General features: G+C 68.8%; 25 protein-coding genes. 11 read left to right on the top strand and 14 right to left on the bottom strand.

Annotation, left to right across the window (positions count from 1 at the left end):
* Positions 1–148: 148 nt before the first annotated feature.
* The 10 genes from P2PM1_RS04265 to P2PM1_RS04220 all read right to left on the bottom strand — a co-directional run bounded on the left by P2PM1_RS04265 (position 149) and on the right by P2PM1_RS04220 (position 11333).
* On the bottom strand, positions 149–2197 hold the full coding sequence (locus P2PM1_RS04265) for a HAMP domain-containing sensor histidine kinase (RefSeq protein WP_186398240.1): 2049 nt from the start codon (positions 2195–2197) through the stop codon (positions 149–151).
* Positions 2190–3596 carry a sigma-54 dependent transcriptional regulator gene (locus P2PM1_RS04260; RefSeq protein ID WP_186398239.1) on the bottom strand — a complete coding sequence of 469 codons (1407 nt, stop codon included), beginning with the start codon at positions 3594–3596 and terminating at the stop codon, positions 2190–2192. Before P2PM1_RS04260 ends, P2PM1_RS04265 begins: the two co-directional genes overlap by 8 nt.
* A gap of 172 nt (positions 3597–3768) precedes the next feature.
* Positions 3769–4083 carry a hypothetical protein gene (locus P2PM1_RS04255; protein WP_186396678.1) on the bottom strand — a complete coding sequence of 105 codons (315 nt, stop codon included), beginning with the start codon at positions 4081–4083 and terminating at the stop codon, positions 3769–3771.
* 49 nt (positions 4084–4132) lie between these two features.
* Entirely contained in the window at positions 4133–5182 is a 1050-nt protein-coding gene (pyrC, locus tag P2PM1_RS04250) for a dihydroorotase (RefSeq protein ID WP_186398238.1), read from the bottom strand.
* Positions 5179–6462 carry a Zn-dependent hydrolase gene (locus P2PM1_RS04245; RefSeq protein ID WP_186398237.1) on the bottom strand — a complete coding sequence of 428 codons (1284 nt, stop codon included), beginning with the start codon at positions 6460–6462 and terminating at the stop codon, positions 5179–5181. The genes pyrC and P2PM1_RS04245 overlap by 4 nt, the downstream gene beginning before the upstream one ends.
* Complete coding sequence (locus tag P2PM1_RS04240) at positions 6459–7403, bottom strand: dihydroorotate dehydrogenase (protein WP_186398236.1); 945 nt, start codon at positions 7401–7403, stop codon at positions 6459–6461. Before P2PM1_RS04240 ends, P2PM1_RS04245 begins: the two co-directional genes overlap by 4 nt.
* Complete coding sequence (locus tag P2PM1_RS04235; RefSeq protein ID WP_186398235.1) at positions 7397–8248, bottom strand: dihydroorotate dehydrogenase electron transfer subunit; 852 nt, start codon at positions 8246–8248, stop codon at positions 7397–7399. The genes P2PM1_RS04240 and P2PM1_RS04235 overlap by 7 nt, the downstream gene beginning before the upstream one ends.
* Entirely contained in the window at positions 8245–9531 is a 1287-nt protein-coding gene (locus P2PM1_RS04230; protein ID WP_186398234.1) for a TRAP transporter large permease, read from the bottom strand. Before P2PM1_RS04230 ends, P2PM1_RS04235 begins: the two co-directional genes overlap by 4 nt.
* Positions 9528–10031: a TRAP transporter small permease gene (locus P2PM1_RS04225; protein ID WP_186388227.1), complete on the bottom strand. Its 504-nt coding sequence runs from the start codon at positions 10029–10031 to the stop codon at positions 9528–9530. The genes P2PM1_RS04230 and P2PM1_RS04225 overlap by 4 nt, the downstream gene beginning before the upstream one ends.
* A 288-nt stretch (positions 10032–10319) precedes the next feature.
* Positions 10320–11333, bottom strand: coding sequence for a TRAP transporter substrate-binding protein (locus tag P2PM1_RS04220; protein WP_186396671.1), 1014 nt, complete (start codon positions 11331–11333; stop codon positions 10320–10322).
* Between the two features lie 230 nt (positions 11334–11563).
* Here P2PM1_RS04220 and P2PM1_RS04215 point away from each other — a divergent pair, with 230 nt between their 5' ends.
* Positions 11564–12511 (top strand): helix-turn-helix domain-containing protein, encoded by a 948-nt coding sequence (locus P2PM1_RS04215; RefSeq protein ID WP_244301400.1) that lies wholly within the window; start codon positions 11564–11566, stop codon positions 12509–12511.
* A gap of 19 nt (positions 12512–12530) precedes the next feature.
* On the opposite strand, the gene P2PM1_RS04210 is transcribed toward P2PM1_RS04215, so the two are convergent.
* From P2PM1_RS04210 to P2PM1_RS04200, 3 genes are all read right to left on the bottom strand, one after another.
* Entirely contained in the window at positions 12531–13184 is a 654-nt protein-coding gene (locus P2PM1_RS04210) for a bifunctional 2-polyprenyl-6-hydroxyphenol methylase/3-demethylubiquinol 3-O-methyltransferase UbiG (protein WP_186398233.1), read from the bottom strand.
* The gene (locus P2PM1_RS04205; RefSeq protein ID WP_186398232.1) at positions 13181–13879 is read right to left on the bottom strand and encodes an amino acid ABC transporter permease; all 699 of its coding nucleotides are present in this window, start codon (positions 13877–13879) and stop codon (positions 13181–13183) included. Before P2PM1_RS04205 ends, P2PM1_RS04210 begins: the two co-directional genes overlap by 4 nt.
* Positions 13880–14060: 181 nt before the next feature.
* Positions 14061–14870, bottom strand: coding sequence for a transporter substrate-binding domain-containing protein (locus P2PM1_RS04200; RefSeq protein ID WP_186398231.1), 810 nt, complete (start codon positions 14868–14870; stop codon positions 14061–14063).
* A 345-nt stretch (positions 14871–15215) separates the two neighbouring features.
* Here P2PM1_RS04200 and P2PM1_RS04195 point away from each other — a divergent pair, with 345 nt between their 5' ends.
* The 8 genes from P2PM1_RS04195 (at position 15216) to P2PM1_RS04160 (ending at position 23754) form a co-directional block, all read left to right on the top strand.
* The gene (locus P2PM1_RS04195) at positions 15216–16916 is read left to right on the top strand and encodes an ABC transporter ATP-binding protein/permease (RefSeq protein ID WP_186398230.1); all 1701 of its coding nucleotides are present in this window, start codon (positions 15216–15218) and stop codon (positions 16914–16916) included.
* Positions 16913–18565, top strand: a complete 1653-nt coding sequence (locus tag P2PM1_RS04190) for an amino acid ABC transporter ATP-binding/permease protein (protein ID WP_186398229.1) — start codon at positions 16913–16915, stop codon at positions 18563–18565. The genes P2PM1_RS04195 and P2PM1_RS04190 overlap by 4 nt, the downstream gene beginning before the upstream one ends.
* A gap of 142 nt (positions 18566–18707) precedes the next feature.
* Positions 18708–20321 (top strand): cytochrome ubiquinol oxidase subunit I, encoded by a 1614-nt coding sequence (locus P2PM1_RS04185; RefSeq protein WP_186398228.1) that lies wholly within the window; start codon positions 18708–18710, stop codon positions 20319–20321.
* A 5-nt stretch (positions 20322–20326) separates the two neighbouring features.
* Positions 20327–21490 (top strand): cytochrome d ubiquinol oxidase subunit II, encoded by a 1164-nt coding sequence (cydB, locus tag P2PM1_RS04180; RefSeq protein WP_186388235.1) that lies wholly within the window; start codon positions 20327–20329, stop codon positions 21488–21490.
* Positions 21491–21504: 14 nt separating this feature from the next.
* The gene (gene cydX, locus P2PM1_RS04175) at positions 21505–21633 is read left to right on the top strand and encodes a cytochrome bd-I oxidase subunit CydX (protein WP_186388236.1); all 129 of its coding nucleotides are present in this window, start codon (positions 21505–21507) and stop codon (positions 21631–21633) included.
* Between the two features lie 151 nt (positions 21634–21784).
* The gene (locus tag P2PM1_RS04170) at positions 21785–22753 is read left to right on the top strand and encodes an SLAC1 anion channel family protein (RefSeq protein ID WP_186398227.1); all 969 of its coding nucleotides are present in this window, start codon (positions 21785–21787) and stop codon (positions 22751–22753) included.
* Between the two features lie 15 nt (positions 22754–22768).
* On the top strand, positions 22769–23257 hold the full coding sequence (locus P2PM1_RS04165; RefSeq protein WP_186398226.1) for a bacterioferritin: 489 nt from the start codon (positions 22769–22771) through the stop codon (positions 23255–23257).
* Positions 23258–23298: 41 nt separating this feature from the next.
* Positions 23299–23754 carry a DsrE family protein gene (locus P2PM1_RS04160; RefSeq protein ID WP_186398225.1) on the top strand — a complete coding sequence of 152 codons (456 nt, stop codon included), beginning with the start codon at positions 23299–23301 and terminating at the stop codon, positions 23752–23754.
* Between the two features lie 76 nt (positions 23755–23830).
* On the opposite strand, the gene P2PM1_RS04155 is transcribed toward P2PM1_RS04160, so the two are convergent.
* Complete coding sequence (locus P2PM1_RS04155; protein ID WP_186398224.1) at positions 23831–24790, bottom strand: LysR substrate-binding domain-containing protein; 960 nt, start codon at positions 24788–24790, stop codon at positions 23831–23833.
* Positions 24791–24892: 102 nt separating this feature from the next.
* On the opposite strand from P2PM1_RS04155, the gene P2PM1_RS04150 reads away from it, so the two are divergent.
* On the top strand, positions 24893–25552 hold the full coding sequence (locus P2PM1_RS04150; protein WP_186398223.1) for a peroxiredoxin: 660 nt from the start codon (positions 24893–24895) through the stop codon (positions 25550–25552).
* 89 nt (positions 25553–25641) lie between these two features.
* Positions 25642–26322, top strand: a complete 681-nt coding sequence (locus P2PM1_RS04145) for a Crp/Fnr family transcriptional regulator (protein WP_186398222.1) — start codon at positions 25642–25644, stop codon at positions 26320–26322.
* Position 26323: the final 1 nt, after the last annotated feature.

The raw sequence follows: 26323 nt of genomic DNA, 5'->3' as shown, positions 1-26323 counted from the left end.
AGACAGCGCAGTCCCCTACGCAAGTTCGGCGCCAGTTTGAATGATCTTTGTTTTTCAAGGGATTGACGGAAAAGCCCCACCCAACGCGGACATTTTGTCCACTTGACGCGCCGGTCGCCCGTCGCGGCCTGGACATTTTGTCCGATGGTCAAGAGGCGTCGGCCAGCGGCTCCTCGGGCAGCCAGATGGTGAAGACGGTGCCGGCGCCTGGCGCGCTGCGCACGCGGATCTCGCCGCCCTGGCGGCTGACCAGCGTCTGGGTGATCGACAGGCCGAGCCCCGTCCCCTGCCGGCTCTTGGTCGTGTAGAACGGGTCGAAGACGCGCGCGAGCACCTCCGCGCTCATGCCGACGCCGGTGTCGGCGACCTCCACGGTCACGCCCGGCACGCCGTCGCGCTGCGTGTCGGCGGTGGCGAGCGACAGCCGCCCGCCCTTCGGCATCGCGTGGATGGCGTTGACGATCAGGTTGATCAGCACCTGCTGCAGCTCGGTCCGGTTCATCAGGACGGTGCGGGAGGCCCGCATCTCGCGCGCCACCTCGATCTCGGTCTGGCGCAGCAGATGACGCACCAGCGGCAGGCAGTCGGAAATCACCTCGTCCGGCGCGTGCCGGTCGGCATAGCCGGCATATTCGTCGGGCTTGGCGAATTGCAGCAGCTTCATGACGATCTGGTTGATCCGGTGGACCTGCTCGTCGATCAGCCGGATCTCGGTGCCGGCGACCTCGGCATGCGCACCGAGCAGCATCCGCAAGACCTCCAGGTTGCCCTGGATGACGGCGATCGGGTTGTTGATCTCATGCGCGACGCCGGCGGTGATCTCGCCGATGGCCGCCAGCTTCTCCGACATGATGAGCTGCTTGGTGGTTTCCTCCAACTGGCGGTTCGCCAGCATCAGGTCGCGGGTGCGTTCTTCCACGCGGGCGTTCAGCTCCTCGTTCCAGGAGCGGAGCTGCCGGTCGCGTTCCTGCACCAGGTCGAGAAGATGGTCGAGATGCTGCGCGACGCGGGCGATCTCGTCGCTGCCGCCGCCGGGCCGGGTGCGCGCGCCCAGATCGCCGTGCTCGACCCGCCCGATCGTGTCGGTCATCCGCTCCAGCGGCTTGAACACGCCGCGCGCCCAGCGCAGGAACAGCGGCACGCTGCCGGCGGTGACGACGAGGAAGCCGACCAGCACGGCGACCAGCGTCGCCAGCTTTTCCGCCTGGAACGGCGCCTCCAGAAAGCCGACATAGAGCATGCCGACCCGCTCTCCCCGGCTGTCGGCGATCGGCTCGTAGGCGGAGATGTACCAGTCGTTGACGACGAAGGCGCTGTCGAGCCAGACCTGCCCCTCGCCCAGCACGCGCTCGCGCACCGCCGCCGAGACCCGCGTGCCGAGCGCCCGGCGGTTCTCGAACAGGCGCACATTGGTGCTGACCCGCACATCATCGAGAAACAGCGTGGCGGTGCCCTGGCTGCCCTCCGGCAGGCTCGCCTCGCGGTAGACGAGATCGTTGATCGTGTCGATGAAGACGAGGTTCTGGTTGAGCAGGATGCCGCCGACCAGCGCGCCCGGCACCGCCTCCGCCAGACGCGCCGGACTGGCGGAATGCACGACCATGCCGCGCGTCTCGGTCGTCCGCTCTGTCGGCACCGCGTTGGCTGTGGGGATCAGCTCCAGGCTCGCCCGCGCCGCAAGCTCCGGCGACAGGCCGGCAAGCTCCTCGCCCTCGAAGATGTCGACGCTGCTGGCCGGCGTGCCGGCCATGGCCCGGTCGATCACCGGCCAGTCGCGGCCGAGCGGCGGGCGGGCTCCGGCCGGAGAGACCGCCCGGACCCGGCCGTCGTCGCCGACCAGATAGAGAAAGTCGAGGCCCATCTCCGCGCGGCTGCGCTCCAGCAGCGCGGCCAGCGCCGCCCCGTCGCGCGCGTCGGCGATGTCGCGGAACTCGGCCGACTTGCCGAGCGCGTCGAGCCGCTCGCCGGTGTTGTCGAGGATCCGGGTGAAATACTGGTGGGCGACCGTCAGGTCGGCATTGACCTTGGTCTTCAGCAGGGCATCGAACTTCGAGTTCCAGCGCACCATCGCCCAGCCGAGGAACAGCGGCAGCACCACCAGGGTCGGCAGCAGCGCGATGGCCAGCAGCCGCACCCGGACCGACAGCCGGCCGCGGCGCGCGGGCACGGCCCGCCGCCCGTCCTCCGGCTCAGCCATTCCAGTCGACGAGCTTGCGGTCGATGGTCTTGCGCGAGATGCCGAGCCGGCGCGCCGCCTCGGCGCGGTTGCCCTCGCACGCCTCCAGCACCCCGAGGATATGGCGCCGCTCGACGTCTTCCAGCGCATCCGTCCGGACTTTGGCCGGCGCGGGCGCAGGTCCGCGCACGGGCTTGCCCACCAGATCCTCCGGGAAGCGTCCGAGGATCAGCGAGCGCTCGATCATGTTGCGCAACTCCCGGACATTGCCCGGCCAGTCATAGGCGAGCAGCCCGGCGACCACCTGTGGCCCCATCGGCACCGGCGGCATGCCGAGCTGGACGGCGAGCTTGCTCATGAACAGTTCCGCCAGTTCGCGAATATCGTCGCCGCGCTCGCGCAGCGGCGGCATCTCGATCTGCAGGACATTGATCCGGTAGAACAGGTCGGCGCGGAACCGGCCGGCCTCCACCTCGCGCTCCAGATCCGCGTTGGTGGCGAAGACGAACCGCAGATCCACCGGCACCTCGCGCTCCGAGCCGATCGGCCTCACCCGGCGATCCTCGATCGCCCGCAGCAGCTTGCCCTGCAGCGGCATCGGCAGATCGCCGATCTCGTCGAGGAACAGCGTGCCGCCCTGGGCATGCATGAACAGGCCCTCGCGATTGCCCGCGGCGCCCGTGAAGGCGCCCTTCAGGTGGCCGAACAGCTCCGCCTCGATGACATCGGCGGGGATCGCCGCGCAATTGACCGGCACGAAGGGCTTGGCGGCGCGATCCGACAATTCGTGGACCGAGCGTGCCGCCACCTCCTTGCCGGTGCCGGACTCGCCGGTGATCAGCACCGAGGTCGGCAGCGGCGCGACGCGGGCGATGGTGTCGCGGATCTGGCCGATCTCGCGGGAATGGCCGATCAGCTTGTCGCGCAGCAGCAGGTGGTCGGAGGTGGCCTGCAACTGGTGGCGCAGCAACTGGTTCTCGCGCAGCAAGGTCACCCGGTCGAGACAGCGCGCCACCGCGTTGAGCAACTGGTTGGACCGGAACGGCTTCAGCACGAAGTCGACCGCGCCCGCCCGCAGCGCCTGGATCGCCGTTTCCAGGTCCGCATAGGCGGTCATCAGGATCGCATGGGCGAAGAAGCCGATCTCCCGCTGTTCGGCGAGCCATTCCACCCCGGTCTTGCCGGGCATGATATTGTCGAGGATCACCACGTCGAAGTGATGCCGGTCGAGCAGCAGCGAGGCGGCGGCCGCGTCCTCCGCCTCCTCGATCCGCTTGCAATGCGGCGCCAGCGTGCGCACCAGGAAGTTGCGCATGCCGGGCTCGTCGTCGACGATCAGGATCGAGGCCTGCGACAGCCACGGCCCGAATTGCGCGTCGACGGACGCGTCCGTCGCGCGCTTGAGCGATCCCGTGCCCATGAACTCCCTCCCCCGGATTCTTTTGTCGTTCTGTGTTTTTCTCTTCCAAGAGATAGCACAGCCGGCCGGACACGATAATGCCCGCGAGGCGCAGCTTGCAAACACACGAAGACGCGAGAACCGGAAGACCGGCGCTGTGGGAGGGACGACGCGCGCCGCCGACGCGCGCCTCCTAAACGGCGCTGAGGCGCAGGGCGACCGTGTTCAGCGCCGCAACCTTGGCCTCGGCCGAGCCGCCGGCATAAGCGCTTTCCAGCGTCTCCAGCACCTGGCGGAACCGCTCCAGCTCCTTGCCGGCGATGTCCAGCGTCAGCGGCTGGTCGTCATAGGCATCGACGAATGCCTGCGCGGCGCGGGCCACCAGCAGCCAGGCGATGGCCTGTTCGGGCTCGCCGGCGATGCGGGCACGGGCCTCGCGCGCGCAAGCTTCGAAGCTGCGCACGCTCGCGCTGTGCTCGGTCAGACCATTCGCAATCTCGATGAACATCCTGCTCTCCTTTGGCGAAGACCTTTCGCCGGCCTCGTTCGCGGGGACCCTACGCCGTGCGGGCCGAGACCGTCCAGTGCACCGGCACCATGGGATCGAAGACGGTAACCGTGCCCTCGCCCGTCACCACCTTGTCCGGCACCGGGACCGGCGCCGCGCGCTTTTCCAGCACCAGATGGCCCTCGTTCGGCGGCAGCCGGTAGAAGGCCGGCCCGTTCAGCGAGGCGAAGGCCTCCAGCCTGTCGAGCGCGCCCTCCTCCTCGAAGACATGGGCAAGGCAGGCCATGGCGTTCGGCGCGGTGTAGATGCCGGCGCAGCCGCAGCCGCATTCCTTCGCCGGATCCACATGCGGCGCGGAATCGGTGCCGAGGAAGAAGCGCGCATCGCCCGAGGTCGCGGCCGCACGCAGCGCCAGCCGGTGTTCCTCGCGCTTGGCGACGGGCAGGCAGTAGTAATACGGGCGGATGCCGCCGGCGAAGATCGCATTGCGGTTGATCATCAGGTGATGGACCGTGATCGTCGCGGCGAGATCCCTCTCCTGCGCACGCACATAATCGACCCCCTCGCGCGTCGTCACATGCTCCAGCACGACGCGCAGGCCCGGAATGCGCCGGCGCAGCGGATCGAGCACCGTTTCCAGGAACACCGCCTCGCGGTCGAAGATGTCGATGGCCGGGTCCGTCACCTCGCCATGGACGCAGAGCGGCAGGCCGATCTCGGCCATGCGCTCCAGCACCGCAGTGACCTTGGAGAAATCGCGCACGCCGCCATGCGAATTGGTGGTGGCGCCGGCCGGATAGAGCTTCACCGCTGTGATCAGCCCGCTGCGGAAGCCGGCCTCGACATCGTCCGCCTCGGTGCCTTCGGTGAGATAGAGCACCATCAGCGGGGTGAAGTCGTGACCCTTGGGCAGGGCGGCGAGAATGCGCTGGCGATAGGCCTCAGCCTGCACCGTCGTGACCACCGGCGGCACCAGGTTCGGCATGATGATCGCGCGGGCGAAATCGGCCGAGCTGTGCGGCAGCACGCCGGCGAGCATCGCCCCGTCGCGCAGGTGCAGGTGCCAGTCGTCGGGCCGGCGGATCGTCAGTCGGGTCATGGCGCCCCCACGAGATACTGGTGGACGATATCGGTGGCGGCGAGCAGATCGGGCAGCTCCATCGCCTCCTGCGGATTGTGCGAGCCGTTGCGGTTGCGCACGAAGACCATGCCGGCCGGCACCCCGACGGACGAGAACACCGCCGCGTCGTGGCCACCGCCGCTCGCCATCACGAACGGCTCCTGGCCGACGGTCTCCATGGCTTTGCAAAGGCCGGCGACGAGACCGGGATCGCACAGGGCGGGGGCGACGCGCAACTCCTCGTCGAGCTCGAAACGGACTTTCCGGTCGCGCTCGATCTGCGCCATCTCGGTCTTCAGCAATTCGCGCATCTCGTCCAGCACCCGCGCGCTCTGGCTGCGGATGTCGAGGCTGAACGACACCTGGTCGGGAATCCGCGTCATCGCGTGCTTTTCCGGATCGGTGCCGACGATGCCGCTGGTCAGCACCAGGTCGTCGCCCTTGGCGAGAATGGTCGCCCAGCTCTCGTCGAGCCGCACCAGGAGGTCGGCCAGCGCCAGCACCGGATCGCGGCGGAAGGCGCGCGGCACGGCGCCCGAATGGCCGGCCTCGCCGAGGCAGCGCAGGGAGCGGTAGCGGATGTTGCCGCGAATGCCCGACACCACCGCCGCCGGCACGTCCTTGCCGATCAGGAGCGGCCCCTGCTCGATATGCAATTCCAGATAGGCGGCGATCCGCGACAGGTCGATCAGCGGCCGGCCGGCGCGCACGCCCGCCATGTCGATGCCGAGCGCGTCCATATGGGCATCGAGGCTGCGCCCGTCGCCTTTGTGACGGGCGGCGAGATCGGAGGCGGACAGCGTGCCGGTCAGCGCCTTGGAGCCGATATAGCACGGGCCGAACCAGGCGCTTTCCTCGCCGCGCATGGCGAGCACATGTACCGGGACGGCGAAGCGGCGGCCCTCGCGCCGCGCCCGCACCAGGCACAAAAGCCCGGCGACGACACCGGCAAGCCCGTCGAAATTGCCGCCGAAGGGGACGCTGTCGACATGCGAGCCGATGACCGTGTAGCGCGCCGCCTCGCGCTCGCCCGGCAGGCAGAAATTGGCGTTGAGCCCGGCGTCGTACCAGACCTCCAGCCCCTCGCGGCGGGCGAAGTCCTCCAGGAAGGACAGCGTCTTCGTCTCGATGTCGGAAAAGGCCGGGCGGCTGACGCCTTCCACATCCGGCGACAGGTGCGCGATCTCGTCGAAGAGGAAGCCGGCAAGGCGCAACTCCTCGGCGCGGTCATAGGCCCCGGACTTCCTCAGCGCGGTCACGGCGCCGCCTCCATGAACACGACGCCCTCCTTCTGCTCGCCGTCGATCAGCGTGCCGATCAGCTCGCGCACGGACGAGAGCTTCTCGCGCTGCAGATAGCGCTCCAGCTCGGCGATGACGGTGACCATCGCCGTCGGATTGATGAAGGTGGCGGTGCCGACCTGCACGGCGGTGGCGCCGGCGATCAGGAACTCGATCACGTCCTCGGCGGTAGAGATGCCGCCGCAGCCGATCACCGGAATGGTGGTCGACTTGGCACACTGATAGGCCATGCGCAGGGCGATCGGCTTCAGCGAGGGGCCCGACAGGCCGCCCATCAGGTTGCCGAGCTTCGGCCGCCGGGTGCGGATGTCGATGGCCATAGCCAGCAGCGTGTTGGCGACGACCAGCGCATCGGCGCCGCCCTCCTGCGCCGCCCGCGCCACTTCCGGCGTCTCGCCGGTGTTGGGCGTCAGCTTGGCCCAGAGCGGCAGATGCGTCGCCGCGCGCAGCTTGCGCATCACGTCATAGGTCGAGGAGGGACGGATGGCGAAGGCCTTGCCGTCCTCCTCGATGTTCGGGCAGGAGATGTTGACCTCGATGGCGGCAACGCCCTCCACCGTCACTTCCGAGCACAGGCGGGCGAACTCGTCCGCGGTATTGCCGGAGATCGACACGACCAGCGGCGTCTCATAGGCGCGGTAGAACGGCACCACCTTGTCGAGGAAAGCGCCAACGCCCTTGCTCGGGATGCCGATGGAATTGAGCATCGACCCGCCGACCTCGCACACGCGCGGCGTCGGGTTGCCGTCACGCAGGCCCCTCGTGATCGTCTTCGTCACATGGGCGCCGAGGCAGTCGAGGTCGAAGACCTCGGCCAATTCCTCGGAAAAGGTGCCGGAGGCCGGCATGATCGGGTTCTTGAGCTTGAGGCCGGCAATGTCGACGGACAGGTCTACCACGGCATGGCCTCCTGGATGTCGAAGACGGGTCCCTCGCGGCACACGCGCAGTTGCACGGTCTTGTCGCCCTTGCGGAACGGGCGGACGCAGCAGTGGCACATGCCGAGGCCGCAGGCCATCTGCTGCTCCAGCGCGATCTCGCCGGGAATGCCGTGGCGCTTGCCGATCCGCTGCAACAGGGTCAGCAGGCGGTTGGAGCCGCAGGTGTAGAAGGCATCGATGCCCGGTCCTGCGATCCGCTCCTCGATCAACCCCTCCAGATGCTCGAGCGACGAGGTGCCGTCCGCGTCGGTGACCGGCACGATCTCGGCCCCGAGATCGCGGAAATAGTCGATCGACATCAACAGGTCCGGATGGCGCGCGCTGCAGATCGCGGTGAGATGCCGGCCGAGCCGGTTGGCCTCCAGCGCCAGCGGCGCCAGCGTCGCGAGGCCGACGCCGCGCGCGACCAGCACCAGCCGCTGCCAGTCGTCGTCGATGCGGAAGCCCTGGCCGAGCGGGCCCATGACGTTGAGCGTATCGCCCGGGCGCAGCTTCGCCAGCGCCCGGGTGCCGGCGCCCGCCACCTTGTAGAGGAAATGCAGCTCGCCGCGCTCGGGATAGAAGCCGTAGATGCTCATCGGCCGGCGCAGATAGGGCGTCTCGCCGCCAAGCACCGGACACAGCAGGTTGAAGAACTGGCCGGCCCGGCACAGATCGAGCATCTCGCGCGGGGCCGCCAGGACGAGGCGCATGTACTCGCCGTTGACCGGGTCGTTGGCGAGGACCGAAAGGTCCCGCTCGAAGACGACGGGTTGCGCCCGCCCACTGAGAGCGGGCGCGGGTCTTGTCAGAACGCTGGTCATCCGAACACCAGATTGGGCAGGAAGGTGGAGATCGACGGGATGTAGGTGATGATCCCGAGCGCCACGAGATTGGCGATGACGAAGGGCCAGATGCCGGCAATGATCGTCATCACCGGCTTGCCGAGCGTCGAGGACGCCACGAAGAGATCGAGCCCGAAGGGTGGCGTGATCATGCCGGCGGAGATGTTGAGCGTGACGATCATGCCGAAATGCACCGGGTCGATGCCCATCGCCATCGCCACCGGATAGAGCGGCGGCACCAGGATCAGCAGCGCCGAATTCGGATCGATGAACATGCCGGCGATCAGGAAGACGACGTTGACCACCAAGAGGAAGGCGATCGGCCCGGCATCGACCGCCGCCAGGAACTGCAGGATCTGGCTGGGGATCTGCGCCAGCGTGATGAAGTAGGAGAGCAGGCCGCCGAGCGCCAGCAGGATGAAGATGATCGCGGTCGAGACCGCAGCCCGCTCGGTCACCTTGAACAGCTTCTTCAGGGTCAGCTCGCGGAACACGACCATCTCGACGAAGATGGCGTAGACGACGCTGACGGCGGCGGCCTCGGTCGGCGTGAAGACGCCCGAATAGATGCCGCCGAGAATGATCGCCGGCATGCCGAGCGCCCATCCCGAATGCGCAACGGCGCGCAGCCGCTCGCCCCAGGAGGTGCGCTCGCCGGCGGAAACCCCGGCGCGCCGCGCCTCGATGGCGACCATGATGGCGAAGACCAGGCCGAGCACCAGGCCGACCGCCATGCCGGCGACGAACAGCCGCGCGACCGAGGTGCCGGTCATCCAGCCATAGATGATGAAGGTGATCGACGGCGGGATCAGCAGCGCCGTCTCGGCGCTGGAGGCGATGAGGCCGAGCGAGAACTTGTCGCTGAAGCCGGCCTTGCGCATTTCCGGATAGACCAGCCGGCCCATCGCCGCGACCGTCGCCGGCGCCGAGCCGGAGACCGAGCCGAAGGCCATCGAGCCGCCGACGATGGTATAGCCGATGCCGCCCTTGCGATGGCCGAGCAGCGACTGCACGAGGCCGGTGAGGCGGCGGGCGATCTGGCCCTCGCCCATCAGCTCGGCCGCCAGGATGAAGAAGGGAATGGCGAGCAGCGTCGAATGGTTGATGCCGCCGACCAGCTTCTGCACCACGACCGGATCCGGCAGGGTGCCGTAGAAGATCTGCTTGACCAGCAGCGCCGGCACGCCGAGCACGAGGAACATCTCGAAGCCCGCGACCAGCAGCAGGACGGCCAGTGCGACGATGAGGTAGAGAAGAATCATGCCTCGTCGGCCTCCCGTGCCGGCATGCGGTCGATCAGCCCGAGGAAGCTCAGCAGGTAGCGCAGGGCAAGCAGCCCGAAGCCGACCAGGGGCGCGACATAGATCCAGCCCATCTCGAGGCCCAGCGTCGGGCTCTTCTGACCCGAGCCGAAGACGAACAGCGTCATCTTCCAGGCGAGCCAGACGAGATAGAGCGAAAACAGGAAGCCGGTGGCATCGATGATGCGCTGGACCGGCAGGCGGGTGGCGGCGGCGATGCGCGCGCGCCAGGTGTCGACGGCGACATGGCGGCCGATTTCCAGCGCGTAGCCGATGGCGAGGAACACCAGGTAGAGGTTCATCAGCCGCACCGCTTCCTCGATCCAGCTCAGGCTGGAGGCAAGCGGGCTGCCCGAGGCGCGCACCACCACGTTGACGAAGTAGAGAGCCACCATCGTCAGGAAAATCAGGACCAGTGCGGACCGTTCGACGGTCCGCAGGATCGAGAGGGCACTGCGCATTGACCTGCTCCAGTCGTCCGCCGCAAGGGCTGTCCTGCCCGCCGCTCGCGGCGGACCCGGAATGAAATCGGGCGCGGATCCGGCCGCGCCACCCGCCACAAGGGCGGCGGGCAGTTCTTAAGCGGTGCGGGCGCAGGTCCCGCCGCGCCCACCCGCCGCAAGAGCGGCGGGCAGTAAAGCGGTGCGGGCGCAGGTCCCGCCGCGCCCACCCGCCGCTAGGGCGGCGGGCAGTTCTTAAGCGGTGCGGGCGCGGTCCGGGCCGCGCCCGCGGGCCGGAACAGCCGGCGGTTACTTGGTAACCGCGGCGTATTCCTGCTCGTAGAGGTTCACCAGCAGCAGGCCTTCCTCGCCGGCGCCCTGGATGTAGGCGTTGCGGGCGGCCGGATACATGGTCTCGCGGAACGCGGCCTTCTCCTCGGCGGAGAGCTCGCGCACCTCGACGCCGGCACCCTTGATCTCCTCCAGCGAGGCGGCGACCGACGCCTGCTTGTGGGCGATCAGGTCCGGGACCACCTCGGCGAAGGCCTCGGTGATGACCGTGCGATACTCTTCCGGCAGGCTGGCCCAGAAGGTCGGGTTGAACAGGACCACGTCCTCCATCGCGCCGTGATTGGAGAGCACCAGGTGCTTCTGCACCTCGTAGAACTTCATGGCGCGGATGGTGTCGAGCGGGTTCTCCTGGGCATCGACGACGCCGGTCTGCAGCGAGGTGTAGAGCTCGCCGAAGGGCAGCGCGATGGCGGTGGCGCCGACCGCCTTGAACTGCTCGATCAGGATCGCCGAATCCATGACGCGGAACTTCTGGCCGGAGAAGTCCTCCATGCTGGCGAGCGGCTTGTTGGACGTGAAGTTCTTCTTGCCGTTCGGCCAGAGCATCAGGCACTCGACGCCGCGGCTCTCGAAGGATTCGCAAAGCGCCTTGCCGAAGGTGCCCGAGCGCAGCTCCTGCGCCTTGGCATCGTCATCGGGCAGCAGGAAGGGAATGTCGAGGATCGACACGACCGGATTGAAGCCGCCGAGGAAGGCGGCCGGGGCGACGGTCGCCTCCAGCGAGCCGAGCTGCACGCCCTCGGTCATCTCGCGCTGCTGGCCGAGCTGGCCCTGCGGGAAGATCTGGAACTCGACGGCGCCGTTGGTGCGCTCGGCGACCAGGGCCGCGACCTTTTCCAGATGCACGTGGCGGGACTGCTGGGTCGATTCCAGATGGCCGATCTTGGCGACGAAATCCGCCGCGAAAGCGCCGGACGAGAAGGCGACGGCGAGGACGGCCGTCGCGGCCAACTTGCTGATTGACTGTGTCATAGGGCTCCACCTCTAAGGCTAACAGGCACCGGATACGCTTTTGCTTCTTGGCGCGACAGCGCGGAAGGAAGGACGCAGCGTATGGGGCGATCCGGAGCCTGTCAATATTTCATCTCAAAAATGAGACAATTGGACATTTCATCCAAGAACTGATTATCTTGACAGGAAATGAGCCGCCACACGAGATCGCCGGCCGCGCTGCCGGCCCTCGCAGGCCATGGGAACCCGTGGTGACCCCGATACCGACCTCGATACCGATGCAGGACGACGACGCCATCCGGTTCAGCGATATCGGCGCAAGGCTGCGGGCCCATCGCCTGGGCAAGGGCCTGACGCCGGAGGCGCTGGCGGAAAAGCTCGGCATTTCCCGCGCCGCGCTGTACCGGGCCGAGAAGGGCGAGATCCGCAAGATCGAGATGCTGACCTCGATCGCCGCCGAACTCGGCGTGTCGCTGCCGAGCCTGCTCGGCGTCGGGGTCGAGTATGTCAGCACCTCCATCGGCTTCTTCGAGCGCATGCGGCAACTGGAGGACGAGTGCCAGCAGATCATCGGCCTGTTCAGCCCGATGTCCTACTTGCTGACCTCCGACGACTATGACGCGATCCTTAAGGAAGTGCTGCTGGAATCGATCCCCGACGGCACCGATCCGGACGGCGAGGCGGCCGATGCGGTGGAGCGGCTGCTGGAGATCCTGCGTGCCCGCAAGGAGGCCTTCCGCCTGCGCCGGCCACTGATCGTCAGCCTGATCTCCTCGGCCGATCTCGAACGCTTCCTGCTGCACGGACTGATCGGCCGCCACGACCTGCCGCCGCAAACGGTCGACCGCCGCCGGCTGATGGCGCGGCGCGAGGCGGAGTATCTCCTGTCGATGCTGCGCGACCAGCCGATCGGCATCCAGATCGGCATCGTCCGCGGCCCGGTGCCGGCGACGAGCTTCCAGATCTTCCGCCAGACCAGCCGCTCGGTGCTGGCGATCAGCCCGTTCCGGCTCGGCGAACAGCCGAATGTCCGCCTCGGCGTCGCCATGATCACCTCGGCGGCAGAAGCGATGACCCTGCACGAGACCATCGCCGAACGGCTGTGGGGCGACGCCCTCAAGGGCGCCGAGGCGATCGCCCATCTGGACGCGACCATCGACAAATACGCCATCGCCGCTCCGCCGACGACGGACGGTTGAGACGCCGGGCGACGCCCGATCAGCGGTCAGTCGCCGGAGTTCCCTTCCGTGCCGCCACCAGATAGCGGGGGGTCGTGCCCGGCCAGAGCCCCGCCCGCGCCAGGTTGAGCTCGCCGAACGGCCCGGCCCTGAGGATCTCGAACCCCACCGACGACAGTGCCTCCGCAACGGGCCGGGCGCTTTGCACTGCGGCAAAGGGCTGCCGCGCCCGCTCATGGGCGGGCCAGTCCGACGCGCGCCAGAACCCGTCCACCAGCAGGACGCGGCCGCCCGGCCTCAGCCACCCGGCCCAGGCGGAGAAGGCCCGATGCGGATCGACCAGATGGCAGAGCACCTGTCGCGAGACGATCCAGTCGAAGGTGCCAGCGGCGAAAAGCGCGGCGTCGTCCGATGCGCCGACGACCAATTCGTGCCGCTGCAGGGCCGGGTTCCGCTCCAGCGCTTGCTCGACCATCGGCCCGGAGGGCTCCAGCCCGGACACTGTGTAGCCGGCCGCCTTCAGCGCCACCGTCAGCAGGCCGGTCCCGGCGCCGATATCCAGCACGCGCGCCGGCGGCCCCTCCTTCCCGGCAAGCGCCGTCATCACCGCGAGCCAGGTCTCGACCTCCTCGGGAGGCAGCCGGTGCTCGGGGTCGTCATCGTAGCGGGCTGCCCCGATCTCGTCATAGCTCATGTCGCCGATGCCATCCGTTGGGGAGCGGCCCTGCGAGAGCTGCCCGTCACATCGCAGGTCGCGAACCTGCTTTCGATCACCTGCTGGAGCCGCGCGATCGCGAAGGAGAGTGCCCAGTAGATCGCGGCGGCGATCACGAACATCTCCAGATACCTGAAGCTGGAGGAGCCGACTTTCTCCGCGACACGGGTCAACTCGACGACCGTGACGACGGAGGCCAGCGAAGTCTCCTTGACCGCGCCGATGAAGCGCGTGCCGAGCGTCGGGATCGCCGCCCGCAGCGCCTGGGGCAGGACGATGAGGAACAGGACCAGCGCCGGTTTCAGGCCCAGGGAGGCGCCGGCATCCCACTGTCCCGGCTCCACCGACCCGATCACTCCGCGCAGGTCCTCGCCGATGAAGGCGCCGGAATGCAGGGCAAACGCGGCGATGACCGTGGGGATCGCCGGAAGCACCACGCCGACCTGGGGCAGGCCGTAATAGAGGAGCAGGATCTGCACCAGCAGCGGCGTGCCGCAGAGAAACGACACGGCAATGCGCGCGGGCACCCGCAGCAGGCGCGGGCCGTAGAGCCGGGCGACGGCCAGACCCAGCCCGATCGGCAGGGCGAGGAGAAACGACACCACCCCGAGGACGACGGTCAGCACCGTCCCCGAAACGAGAAGCGGCCAGGCCCGGATGAAAAGGTCGATCACACGCAGTGCCCCACGGCCTAGTCACCCGAATCTAAAGTTCGTCACATGTCTCGGCATGCTCTGAACGAACTTCAGATTCAAAAGGGTGACTAGCAAATCTATGTTTCTAGTGTGGTTTTCGAACTTGAAATACGCTCACCGGCACGCTGCAAAAATGAGGCGTATTTCAAATTCACCACACCTAGTCGGCGGCGGCCTTTTTCAGCTCAGCCGCCATGTCGACGCTGCCGAGCCATTTGGCGGACAGGCTGCTATAGGTGCCGTCGTCGATGATCGACCGGAAGGCCGCGTTCAGCGCCTGCCCGAAGCGGTCCTCGCCCTTCCGGAACACCATCGCGTTGATTTCCCGGTTGACCTGCACCGCCCGGACCACCGGCAGGGCGTTGATCCTGGCGATATAGGCCCCCGCATCGTCGGAATAGATCACCGCGTCGACCCGGCCCACCGCAAGGTCGGACAGCGCCAGGGTGGCATTCTCATAGGCGCGCACATCGAGCTTCTTGTCGCCGTGCTCGGCCGCCAGATACCCCTCGGTGATCGAACCCGCGAGCGTGCCGACGGACTTGCCGTCGAGATCGTCCAGCGTCCTGATCCGCTCGTCGCCCGTACGCACGAAGACGCTGGTCCCGATCGCCATGTAGGGCAGCGAGAAGTCGACGATCTTCGACCGCTCCTCGGTGATCGTGTGGCCGGCGATGACCAGGTCGAACCTGTTCGCCTGGATGCCGGGAATGAGGTCGGGAAACCGGGCCGGGACGAACTCGACCTTGCCGATGCCCATCCGCGCCGCCAACTCGTTCGCCAGGTCGATCCCGAGCCCGGTCAAGCGGTTGTCGTCGTCGAGAAAGTCCCAGGGCGCATGCCCCTGCGTGTTGGCCACCCGTAGGGTCCCCGCCGCTTCGACACGGGCGAGAAGGTCGTCCTGCGCAGCGGCCACGGAGGCCACGGCGGACAGAACGATGGAGAGGGCAAGCAGGATCGCTCTGCGCATGGCGGCTCCCTTGACGGATTGCGGGTGGGCACGGCAGGCGGAACCGCACAGGATGGTGGGCCAAGCCGCCCGCCCCTGCCGATGACGCCCGGCGCGTTACAGGGTAACATTTACATAGACGTGATAACATAACAGTCGCCATGGTCAAGGGGCCGGATCGGCATCGGCACGGGGGATCCGCGCCCGCGCTGGACGCCACGGTGACATTGTCACCGTTCCCGCGGGGCGGTGCATGGCATCCCGGCCGGACGTCGTGCCGAGCGGCCCGGGATTGCGACTGTGAGATCAAACCCATTCCATCGCAGGATGCCGACCTGTCAGGGCGGCTCGGGAGAGCACGGGACCATGGACAGCCCCGAACGGCCGACCGCCGCCCCACCGGAACGGGGCGCGCCGGAAGGGGGCGCGTCGGAACGGGACGCGCGGGCACGGATCATCGCCCCGGTACGGGCGGAGCTGCGCCGGGCCGGACTGCTGGCCGTGCTCGCCGGCATGATCTGGCCGCTGCAGGCCGCCGCCATCGCCTGGGCGATCGCCGGCTGGGCGACCGGCACGGATGTGCTTGCCCGCAGCCTCGCGGCCGCGCTCGCCATCGGCATCGGCGCTCTGGTCCGCGCCGGGCTCGAGCACCGGAGCGGCCGCCTGCTGTTCGAGGCCGCCGACCGGACCATCGCCCGCGAGCGCCAGGCGCTGCTGCTGCGCGAGGCCCGCGCCCGCGCCCCCGAAGGCTCCGCCGCCGTCGCGGCGCTGGCCTTGCAGAAGCTGCCGCTGCTGCAGCCCTGGATCACGCGCTACCATGTGGCGATGACGCGGGTCGCGGTGCTGCCGGCGCTGCTGCTGCTGCTGACCTTCTCGATCTCCTGGGCCATCGGTCTGGTGCTGCTGGTCGCCGGGCCGCTGATCCCGGTGTTCATGGCGCTGGTCGGCATGGCCGCCGAAGCCGCCTCCCGCCGGCAACTGGCCGAGATCGGCACCATGAACGACATGCTGATGGACCGCCTGTCGGCCCTGCTCGACATCCGCCTGCTCGGCGCCGCCGACCGCGCGGCGCAGGATTTTTCCGCCCGTGCCGAGGCCCTGCGCGAGCGGACGATGGCGGTGCTGCGCATCGCCTTCCTGTCCTCCACCGTGATGGAACTGTTCTCGGCGATCGGCGTTGCCATGGTCGCGGTCTTCGTCGGCTTCAGCCTGCTCGGCGAGATCGGCTTCGGCACCTGGGGCGCGCCGCTGACCCTGGGCGAGGGCGTGTTCCTGCTGCTGATCGCCCCCGAGTTCTTCCAGCCGCTGCGGGACCTGGCCGCCGCCTGGCATGACCGCGCCGCCGGCCAGGCCGTGGTCGCCGAGCTGGAAGCGTTCGACCGCGCCGAACGCGTCACCGTGGTCGGCCAGGGCGAGCCCGCCGCACCGCTTGCCGGCCCGATGTCGCTCGAACTCTCCGGCGCGGTCGCCGCCCTGCCCGCCCGCGCCCTGCCGCTGCCCGCCTTCGCCGTCGCCGGCAGCGCGCTGATCGCCTTAAGCGGGCCGAGCGGCGCCGGCAAATCGACGACGCTCGCCGCCATCGCCGGACTGGTGCCGCTCGCCGCCGGGCGCATCACCGTCTGCGGCCGGCGGCTCGGCCCCTCGACCGCCGATGCCTGGCGCGCCCGCCTCGCCTATATGGCGCAGGCGCCGCATTTCCCCGACCAGATGCTCGCCGACTATCTCGACCCGCTCGGCGAGGGCGCCGATCCCTGGCACGCGCTCGACCTCGCCCGCGCCCGGCAGGTGGTCGAGCACCTGCCGGCGGGACTGCGGACCCGGCTCGGCGAGACCGGCGGCGGCGTCTCCGGCGGCGAGGCGCGCCGGCTGATGCTCGCCCGTGCCATCCTCACCGGCGGCGACCTCCTGCTCGCCGACGAGCCGACCGCCGACCTGGACAGCGAAACGGCGGCGATGATCATCGCGGCGCTGCGACAGCTCAAGGCGGGCGGGCGAACGGTGATCGTCGCGACGCACGACCCGGCGCTGATCGCGGTGGCCGACCGCACCGTGGAGATCACCCCATGACGCCGCTGCTGCGCGTGGCGCGCCTGCTGGTGTCGGCCTCGCCCCGGGCGATGGCGCGCGGCGCCGCGCTGACCGTCGTGGTGCTGCTGATGGGCGCCGCCCTGCTCGGCCTGTCCGGCTGGTTCATCACCGCAACGGGCCTCGCCGGCCTTGCCGGCATCGGCATCGCCTTCGACGTGTTCCGCCCCTCCGCCGGCGTCCGTCTGCTGGCCCTCGGCCGCACCGCCGCACGTTACGGCGAACGGGTGCTGACCCACGACGCCACCTTGCGCGCGCTCGCGGCGCTGCGCGTCGACCTGCTCAGGCGGCAGGCCGGGCTCGATGCACGCGCCCTGGCGCGGCTGCGCGGCGAAGCGAACCTGACGCGGATCGTCGCGGATGTGGACGCGCTCGACGGCATCGTGCTGCGCCTGCTGCTGCCGGTGCTGGCCGGGCTGGCGACCCATGCGGTGGTCTTCCTGGCGCTCGGCCTGCTGGTCGACTGGCTGGTTGCCTGGCTGGTCCTGCTCGGCTACCTGCCGCTCGCCGCGCTGGTGCTGCGGCGCCTGGCCCGGCGCGGCATCGCCCCCTCGGCCGCGGCGGAAGACCGCGCCCAGACGCTGCGCCGCGGGCTGATCGACATGCTGCGCGACCGCGAGGCGCTGATCCTGACGGGAACGCTCGGGGCGCGCGAGACGGCGCTCCTCGACGTGGAGCGGCAGGCGCGGGCGGCGGCGCGGGAGCTCGACCGCAGCGAGCGGGAGGCCGGCGCCCTGCTGTCGCTGGTCGTCGCCCTCGTCGCCGCGCTGGCGCTGCTGGCCGGCGGCTGGCTGGTGCAGCGCGGCGATGTCGACGCCGCCGCCGCCGCCATCGGACTGTTCGTCGCCCTGGCGCTGGCGGAAACCGTCCTGCCGTTGCGGCGCGGCTTCGCGGAGCTGGGACGCATGCTCGGCGCCGCCGAGCGGATCCTGCAGGACGACCCCGGCCCGCGCGCGCGCGGCCCCGCCCCGGATCGGGATCAGGACCGGGATCAGGACCGTGATCCGGCGCCCCCCGTCCCGGCGGCCGGCGCGCCGCTGCTGGACTGGCGCCGCGGCCCGCTCTCGCTGATGCTCCATGCCGGCGAGGCAGCGGCGCTGGAAGGGCCGAGCGGCGCCGGAAAGACCACGCTGCTGCTGCGGATCGCCGGCATGACCGACGCGCCCGCCGACGAGATCCGGGTGCTCGGCCGGCCGCCACTGGACTGGCCGGAGGATCTGTTCCGCGACATCGTCACGATGGTGCCGCAGCGCAGCGCCCTGATCGCCGGCAGCGTGCGCGACAATCTGACGCTCGCCGGGCCGGCAACGGACACGCAGATATGGGCGGCGCTGGAGGCGATGGATCTCGCCGCCGCGATCGACGAGCGCGGCGGCCTTGGCGTCCGGCTCGGCGAGCGCGGCGCGGGCCTGTCGGGTGGACAGGCGCGGCGGCTGTCGCTCGCCCGCGCCATTCTCCGGCGTCCAAGGCTTCTGCTGCTCGACGAGCCGACCGAGGGCCTCGACGAGGCGACGGCCGAGAGGGTGCTCGCCGGCCTGCGCCGGGCGCTGCCCGAGACCGCGCTGCTGGCGGCCCTGCATCGGGGCGGCGAACACCCGGTGTTCGGACAGCGGCTGCGCCTCGCCCGGTGACCGGGTCGCGAGCGGCGCATCCTCGGTGACCATGTCACCGTCGCGGCGACGGCCGGCGCGCTAACCAGATCCCCGAACCTCAACACCCCGGCACCGATCGCTTACGCGCTGGCGATCGCGGCCGGACGTTCGGGAGAGTCCGATGGAACTCGATGTCGTCGAGCTGTCGCGCCTGCAATTCGCGATGACAGCCATGTACCACTTTCTCTTCGTGCCGCTGACGCTGGGCCTGTCGGTCATCGTCGCGATCATGGAGACGGTCTATGTCATGACCGGCCGCCCGATCTGGCGGCAGATGACCAAATTCTGGGGAACGCTGTTCGGGATCAATTTCGTCCTCGGCGTCGCCACCGGCATCACCATGGAATTCCAGTTCGGCATGAACTGGTCCTATTACAGCCACTATGTCGGCGACATTTTCGGCGCACCGCTGGCCATCGAGGGCCTGATGGCCTTCTTCCTGGAGGCAACCTTCGTCGGCCTGTTCTTCTTCGGCTGGGACAAGCTCTCCAAGGTCGGCCACCTGACGGTGACCTGGCTGGTGGCGATCGGCTCGAACTTCTCGGCCCTGTGGATCCTCATCGCCAACGGCTGGATGCAGAACCCGGTCGGCGCCGTGTTCAACCCCGAGACCATGCGCATGGAGATGACCTCCTTCTTCGAGGTCATGTTCAACGAGGTGGCGCAGGCCAAGTTCGTGCATACCGTCTCGGCCGGCTACGTGACCGCCTCGGTCTTCGTCCTCGGCGTCTCGGCCTGGTATCTGCTGAAGGACCGCCACGTCGAACTCGCCCGCCGGTCGATCGCCGTCGCCGCCTCCTTCGGGCTGGCCTCGGCCCTGTCCGTCGTCGTGCTCGGCGACGAGTCCGGCTACTCCGCCACCCATACGCAGCGCATGAAGCTCGCCGCCATGGAAGGCATGTGGCAGACCCATGAGGCACCGGCCTCGTTCACCCTTGTCGGCATTCCCGACCAGGAGGCGCGCGAGACCCGCTACGCCGTCGAGATCCCCTGGGTGATGGGCCTGATCGGCACCCGCTCGCTGACCCGCGAGATCCCCGGCATCGAGGACCTGGTCGCGGAATCGGACCGGCGCATCCGCTCCGGCATCATCGCCTATGACGCGCTGATGACCATCCGCGAACAGCGGAGCGACACGCCGGCGGAGATCCGCGAGACCTTCGAGGAGCATGGCGGCAACCTCGGCTATGCCTTCCTGCTGCTGCGCTATGTCGAGGACCCGCGCGGCGCCTCCGACGAGTTGATCGCCAAAGCGGCGCAGGACACGGTTCCCACCGTCTGGCCGCTGTTCTGGGCGTTCCGGATCATGGTCGGCCTCGGCTTCGGCTTCATCGCGGTGATGGTCTACTTCTTCTGGTATGCCAGCTTCCGCGCCCATGCCTATCCCCGCTGGGCGCTGCGCGCGGCGGTCGCGATCATTCCCACGCCCTGGATCGCCGCCGAACTGGGCTGGTTCGTCGCCGAATACGGGCGCCAGCCCTGGACCGTCGACGGCGTGCTGCCGACGGCGCTCTCGGTCAGCCACCTGTCGGTGCAGGACGTCCTGCTGACGCTGGCCGGCTTCGTGCTGTTCTACACGGTGCTATTCGTCATCGAGATGGGGCTGATGCTGAAATACATCCGCAAGGGCCCGACGCAGGATGTCGATGTCACCGACGCCTGGGAAGCGCAGCACCGGCGCCGCCTTCTCGATCGTGGCGGCGCGCCCCTGCCGGCCGCCGCACCCGCGGAGTAAAGATCATGATCCTCTACGAACTCATGAGTTACGAACTGCTGCGCGTGGTCTGGTGGCTGCTGCTGGGCGTGCTGCTGATCGGCTTCGCCATGACCGACGGCTTCGACATGGGGGTCGGCGCCCTGCTGCCCTTCGTCGCCCGCACCGACACCGAACGGCGGGTGGCGATCAACACGGTCGGCCCGGTCTGGGAAGGCAACCAGGTGTGGTTCATCCTCGGCGGCGGCGCGATCTTCGCCGCCTGGCCACCGCTCTACGCGGTCAGTTTCTCCGGCTTCTACCTCGCCATGTTCGTGGTCCTGGCGGCGCTGATCCTGCGGCCCGTCGGCTTCAAGTACCGCTCCAAGCGGTCGTCGCCGGCCTGGCGCAACGGCTGGGACTGGGCGCTCTTCGTCGGCGGCGCGGTGCCGGCGCTGATCTTCGGCGTGGCGGTCGGCAACGTGCTGCAGGGCGTGCCCTTCGAACTGACCCCCAACCTGTTCGCCCGCTACGAGGGCGCCTATTACGCCAAGTTCATCGGCCTGCTGAACCCCTTCGCCCTGCTTGCCGGGATCGTCTCCCTGACGATGCTGGTCACCCATGGCGCGGCCTGGCTGTCGCTGAAGGCGGAAGGGGCGGTCGCCGAGCGGGCGCGGCAGATCGGCGCCGTCACCGGGCTTCTCACCATGGGCGGCTATGCCCTGGCCGGCCTGTGGCTGGCCTTCGGGATCGAGGGCTATGCGCTGGTCGGCGAGGTCGTCACCGACGGCCCGTCCAACCCGCTCTATTCCGAGGTTGAACGCACCGCAAGCTGGCTTTCGGCCTATGGCGAGCGGCCGTGGATCGCCATCGCGCCGGTCCTTGCCTTCCTCGGCACCGGCCTGGCGGTCAGGGGCCTGCTGAGCGGCCGCGAGGTCTCGACCCTGCTGTGGTCGAAGCTCGGCATCTTCGGCGCGATCTCCTCGGTCGGCCTGACGATGTTTCCCTTCATCCTGCCGTCGTCGCTCGACCCGCGCAGCTCGCTCACCGTGTGGGACAGCTCGTCCTCGCATCAGACGCTGTTCGTGATGCTGGTGACGACGGTGATCTTCATGCCGCTGATCCTCGCCTACACCGCCTGGGTCTACAAGGTGCTGTGGGGCAAGGTCACAGAGGCCGAGGTCAGCGAAAACTCCGAAAACGTCTACTGAGGAAGGGGTTCGCAATGTGGTACTTCGCCTGGCTGCTCGGCCTGCCGCTCGCCGCGATCTTCGCGGTCATGAACGCCATGTGGCTGGAAATGCAGCGTGACCGCGCCCTCGCCGAGGAGCGCGACGACCGCTGGCCGCGCTGACCGAACACCGCTGCCGCAAGGACGGGAGGCCGACCGGTCGCCTCCCGTTCTTTCCCGTTTCAGGGCCCGTTTCAGGTCCCGTTTTAGGGCCCGTTTCCGGCCCCCGTCTGCGGCCTTCCGCTTCGGCGGACACCACCGAAAGAACCGATACATGACCACCATCGAGGCACACGCGGCCGAACCCCGGTCGCGGCTGGAGCACTTTCCGATCAGCTTCTTCGGCGTCAGCATGGGCGTCTTCGGCCTCGCCCTGGCGCTGCACGCGGGCGGCTTCGAGCGCGCCTCGCAAGCGACCGGCTGGACCGGCATCGCCGTGCTTGCCGTCCTGTTCCTGGTGCTCGGGCTCAAGGTGCTGCGGCATCCGGCGGCGATCCGGGCCGAATGGTCGCACCCCGTCCGCCTCGCCTTCTTCCCGGCGACGAGCATCTCGCTGCTGCTGCTGGCCACCTTCCTGCGCGAGGCGGCGCCGGCGGCGGCGAACCTGATCTGGATCGCCGGGGCGGCGGTGCAGGGCGTCTTGACGCTGGTCGTCATCTCGGTCTGGATCGGCCACCGCGCCTTCGGGCCGGGGCACCTGTCGCCGGCCTGGTTCATCCCGGCCGTCGGCAATGTCGTTGCCCCGCTGGCCGGCGTGCCCCTCGGCCATGCCGAACTGAGCTGGTACTTCTTCTCCGTCGGCATCCTGTTCTGGATCGTGCTGCTGACGCTCGTCGTCAACCGGCTGGTCTTCCACGATCCCCTGCCCGAGCGGCTGCGCCCGACCTTGGTCATCCTGATCGCGCCGCCGGCCGTCGCCTTCCTCGCCTGGATCCAGTTCAACGGCGGCACCATCGACGCCGCCGCACGCATCCTCATCAATGCCGGCTTCTTCTTCACCGCGCTGGTCGCCATCCAGGTTCCAGCCTTGCTGCGGCTGCCCTTCGTCCTGTCCTTCTGGGCGCTGTCCTTCCCGCTGGCGGCGATCACCACCGCCAGCTTCCGCTTCGCCGCGCTGACGGGATCGGACCTGCATCGGGGGCTCGGCCTGGTGCTGCTCGCCCTGCTGGTCCTCACCATTCTCGCCCTCGCGGTCCGCACCGCGCGGGCGGCCATCGCCCACCAGATCTGTCAACCCGAGTGAACGAGGAGAGATCCCATGTCGAACACCAAGACCATCGAGTTTCTGCAAAAGGCCGTCGCCATGGAACTGACCGCGGCGCACCAGTACCAGCTCCACGCCCATGTGCTGGAGGACTGGGGCCTCTCGAAGCTGGCCGTTCAGATGCGCGCGGAGATGCAGGAGGAACTCGGCCATCTCGACGCTTTCATGGAGCGCATCATGTTCCTGAAGGGCACGCCCGAACTGGCCTTCGGCAAGCCGCCGAAAAGAGCCGCAACGCTGGTCGACATGTTCAAGTCCGATCTTGCCGACGAGGAAGAGGCGATCGCCTGCTACACCAGCGCCGCGCAGCATGCCAACGAGATCGGCGATATCGGCACCCGGACACTGTTCGAGAAGATCGTGCTCGACGAGGAGGGCCACAAGAGCTGGCTCGAGCTGCAGCTCGGCCTGATCGAGCGTCTCGGCGAGAAGACCTACAGCGCCAAGTTCATGACGACCGGCGGCGACGGCGAGCCGGCGTGAGCAGCAACCGCCCGAACACACCCATACAAGGAAACGGACCCATGAAAGCAAAGATCATCGCCGCCGCCCTGCTGGCCGCAACCGCGTTCGGCACCGTGATCGGTGCCGGCCAGGCCGCCGCCGAGGACCGGCAGAAGCTGGTGACCATCGTCACCGCGGCCGAACCGCAGACCCAGTTGATGGCCATGGTGCTGACCATGCAGGCCGCCCAGCAGGGCGCCTCCGTCCACATCATGCTGTGCGGCCCGGCCGCCGACATCGCCCTGAAGGAAGCGCCGGACAGCGCCACCGCCGGCCAGCCGCCGCGCGGCATGAGCCCGCAAGGGCTGATGCAGACGATCCGCGAGAAGGCCGGCGCGACCGTCGAGGTCTGCGCCATCTACCTGCCCGGCAAGGGGCTGGAGCCGGCGGCACTGCTCGACGGCGTCGGCGTCGCCAAGCCGGAGGAGATGGCGGCGCGGATCCTGGATCCGGCCACCCGCATCCTCGATTTCTGACCGCAGGGGTCGAAGACGGCGGGAGGGGGTCACGCGCCCGGCCCCCGCTGCCGTCCTCGGTGCGCCGCCGCGCCGGCTATCCCGGCGCGGCGGTCTCCACCGCTTCGCGCCCACCCTCCCGGCCCGCGCCGGTCGCCTCGCCGACACGCGCGCGCGCCTGGCGCAGGCACGCACCGATCCGGCTGTAGAGCGCGCCCTTGGACGAGCTCTTGCGCCAGACCAGGGCGACGCGGCGCGGACAGGCATCGGGCAGGGCGGCCAGCGCGACATCGTGCCCCTTGAGCGCCCCCGCATCGACCGCAAGGTCCGGCAGCAGGGTCAGGCCGAGTCCTTCCTCGACCATCGCCACCAGCGTCGGCAGGCTGGTGGCCGCAAGGCTCTCGTCCTCGCCGAGCTGCGCCTGCGGGAAGCTCGACAGGGCGTGGCGCTGCAGGCAGTGCCCCCGTTCCAGCAGCAGCAGCCGGCGCCCGTGCAGATCCCCGGCCGTGGCGCTGCGCAGATTGGCCAGCGGGTGCTGGCGGGGACAGACCAGCCGATAACCGTCCTCGAACAGCACCTCGGCATGCACCTGCGGCGGCAGATCGTGCGGCAGCGCGAGCACCGCCAGGTCGAGCCGCCCCTCGACAAGCCCGGCGAGCAGGTCCGCCGTCAGTTCCTCGCGCAGGAACACCTTCATCTTCGGAAAGGCCTGGCGAATGAGCGGCAGCGCCCGCGGGGTAAGGAAGGGGCCGACGGTCGGGATCGTCCCGAGCCTGAGAAGCCCGGCGCCGTCGCCGGCCTGCGACCGGGCCAGCTCCTCGATATCATGCAACCGCGTCAGCACATCGCGGGCGCGGGCCACGACCTCCACGCCGAGCGGCGTCATCAGCACCGAATGCGGCGTGCGCTCGGCCAGTTGCACGCCCAAGCCCTGCTCGAGCTCCTTCAGCCCGCTCGACAGCGTCGACTGGGTGACGTGGCAGGCCTCGGCGGCGCGCGAGAAATTCAGCGTGTCGGCAAGGGCGACGAGATAGTGGAGTTGTCGGGTCTTCAGCATTGATCATCGCCTTTTTCGATAGCGATCGATTTTTAAATCAATTTCCCACATAGCGCCAGCGCCGATAGGGTCTCCGCATCACTCGAACGCGGAGACACGCAGATGACCCTTTCCTCCCAACCCGAACAGACCGCCACCGCCCTGCCCCGCCTGAACGAACCGGCGCCGGACTTCAACGCCCTGACCACCCACGGCCCGCTGTCGCTGGCCGACTATCGCGGCAAGTGGCTGATCCTGTTCTCGCATCCGGCCGACTTCACCCCGGTCTGCACCACCGAGTTCATGGCCTTCGCCCGCCGCGCCGGCGACTTCGCCGCGCTCAACACCGAACTGCTCGGCCTCTCCATCGACAGCCACTACGCGCATATCGCCTGGGTGCGCTCGATCAAGGAGACCTTCGGCCAGGACATCCCGTTCCCGATCATCGCCGATCTCGACATGAAGGTGGCCCAGGCCTATGGCATGATCCAGCCCGGCGCCTCCGACACCCAGGCGGTTCGCGCCACCTTCGTGATCGATCCGGACGGCGTCCTGCGCGCCATGATCTATTACCCGATGACCAACGGCCGCTCGGTCGACGAGATCCACCGGCTGGTCGAGGCGCTGCAGACCTCGATCGCACATCAGGTGGCGACCCCCGAGAACTGGAAGCCCGGCGACGCGGTGATCGTTCCGACGCCGCAGACGGTTCAGGCCGCCGAAGCCCGGATGAGCGAGGGCTACGAGACGAAGGACTGGTATTTCTCGACGCGCAGCCTGTAAACAGTGTCCTACGGCATCGGCCCGACAACCGGACGCGGTTTTCGGGCCGATGCGGACAGTCAAATGCGCGCACTGACGGGAGTGACGAGATGAGCGAAACGGCGGGAGCCTGGATCGAGCAGTTCGAGGCCCTGAGCGGCCTGCCGCAACCCTTGCGCGACGACCTGGTGAACGGCAGCCAGGTGGTCGAGATTCCCGCCGGGACGCAGGTCTTCGGCCCCGGCCAGACAGCGGACAGTCTGCTGCTGCTGCTGGAGGGAACGGTGCGGGTGCAGCAGCGGTCGGAAACCGGCCGCGAAGTGTTCCTCTACCGGGTGCACGCCGGCGAAAGCTGCGTGCTGACCACCGCCTGCATGCTCGCCTTCGAGGACTATTCCGCCGACGGCGTCGCCGAAACCGACCTGCGCGCCGTTGCCATCCCGCGGGCGACCTTCGACGATCTCGTCGGCCGCTCGCCGCTGTTCCGGGATTTCGTGTTCAAGGCCTATTCGCGCCGCATCATCGACCTGTTCACCCTGATCGACCACATCGTGTTCCAGCGCATGGACGTGCGGCTCGCCGCACGGCTGCTGGAACTGCCCGATGCCGACGGCGTGGTCCGCGCCACCCATCAGGTGCTCGGCACCGAACTGGGCACGGCCAGGGAAGTCGTCTCGCGGACCTTGTCGGAGTTCCAGCGCCGCGGCTGGATCGCCCAGTCGCGCGGCGAGGTGCGTCTGCTCGCCAATGACGGGCTGGCGGTGCTGGCCCGCGCCGGCGGCGACCGCTGAC

The organism is Stappia sp. P2PMeth1 (assembly GCF_900185735.1).
Lineage (GTDB): Bacteria > Pseudomonadota > Alphaproteobacteria > Rhizobiales > Stappiaceae > Stappia.
Note: the sequence above shows the minus strand (reverse complement) of the source record. Positions and strands in the feature narration are given on the sequence as shown.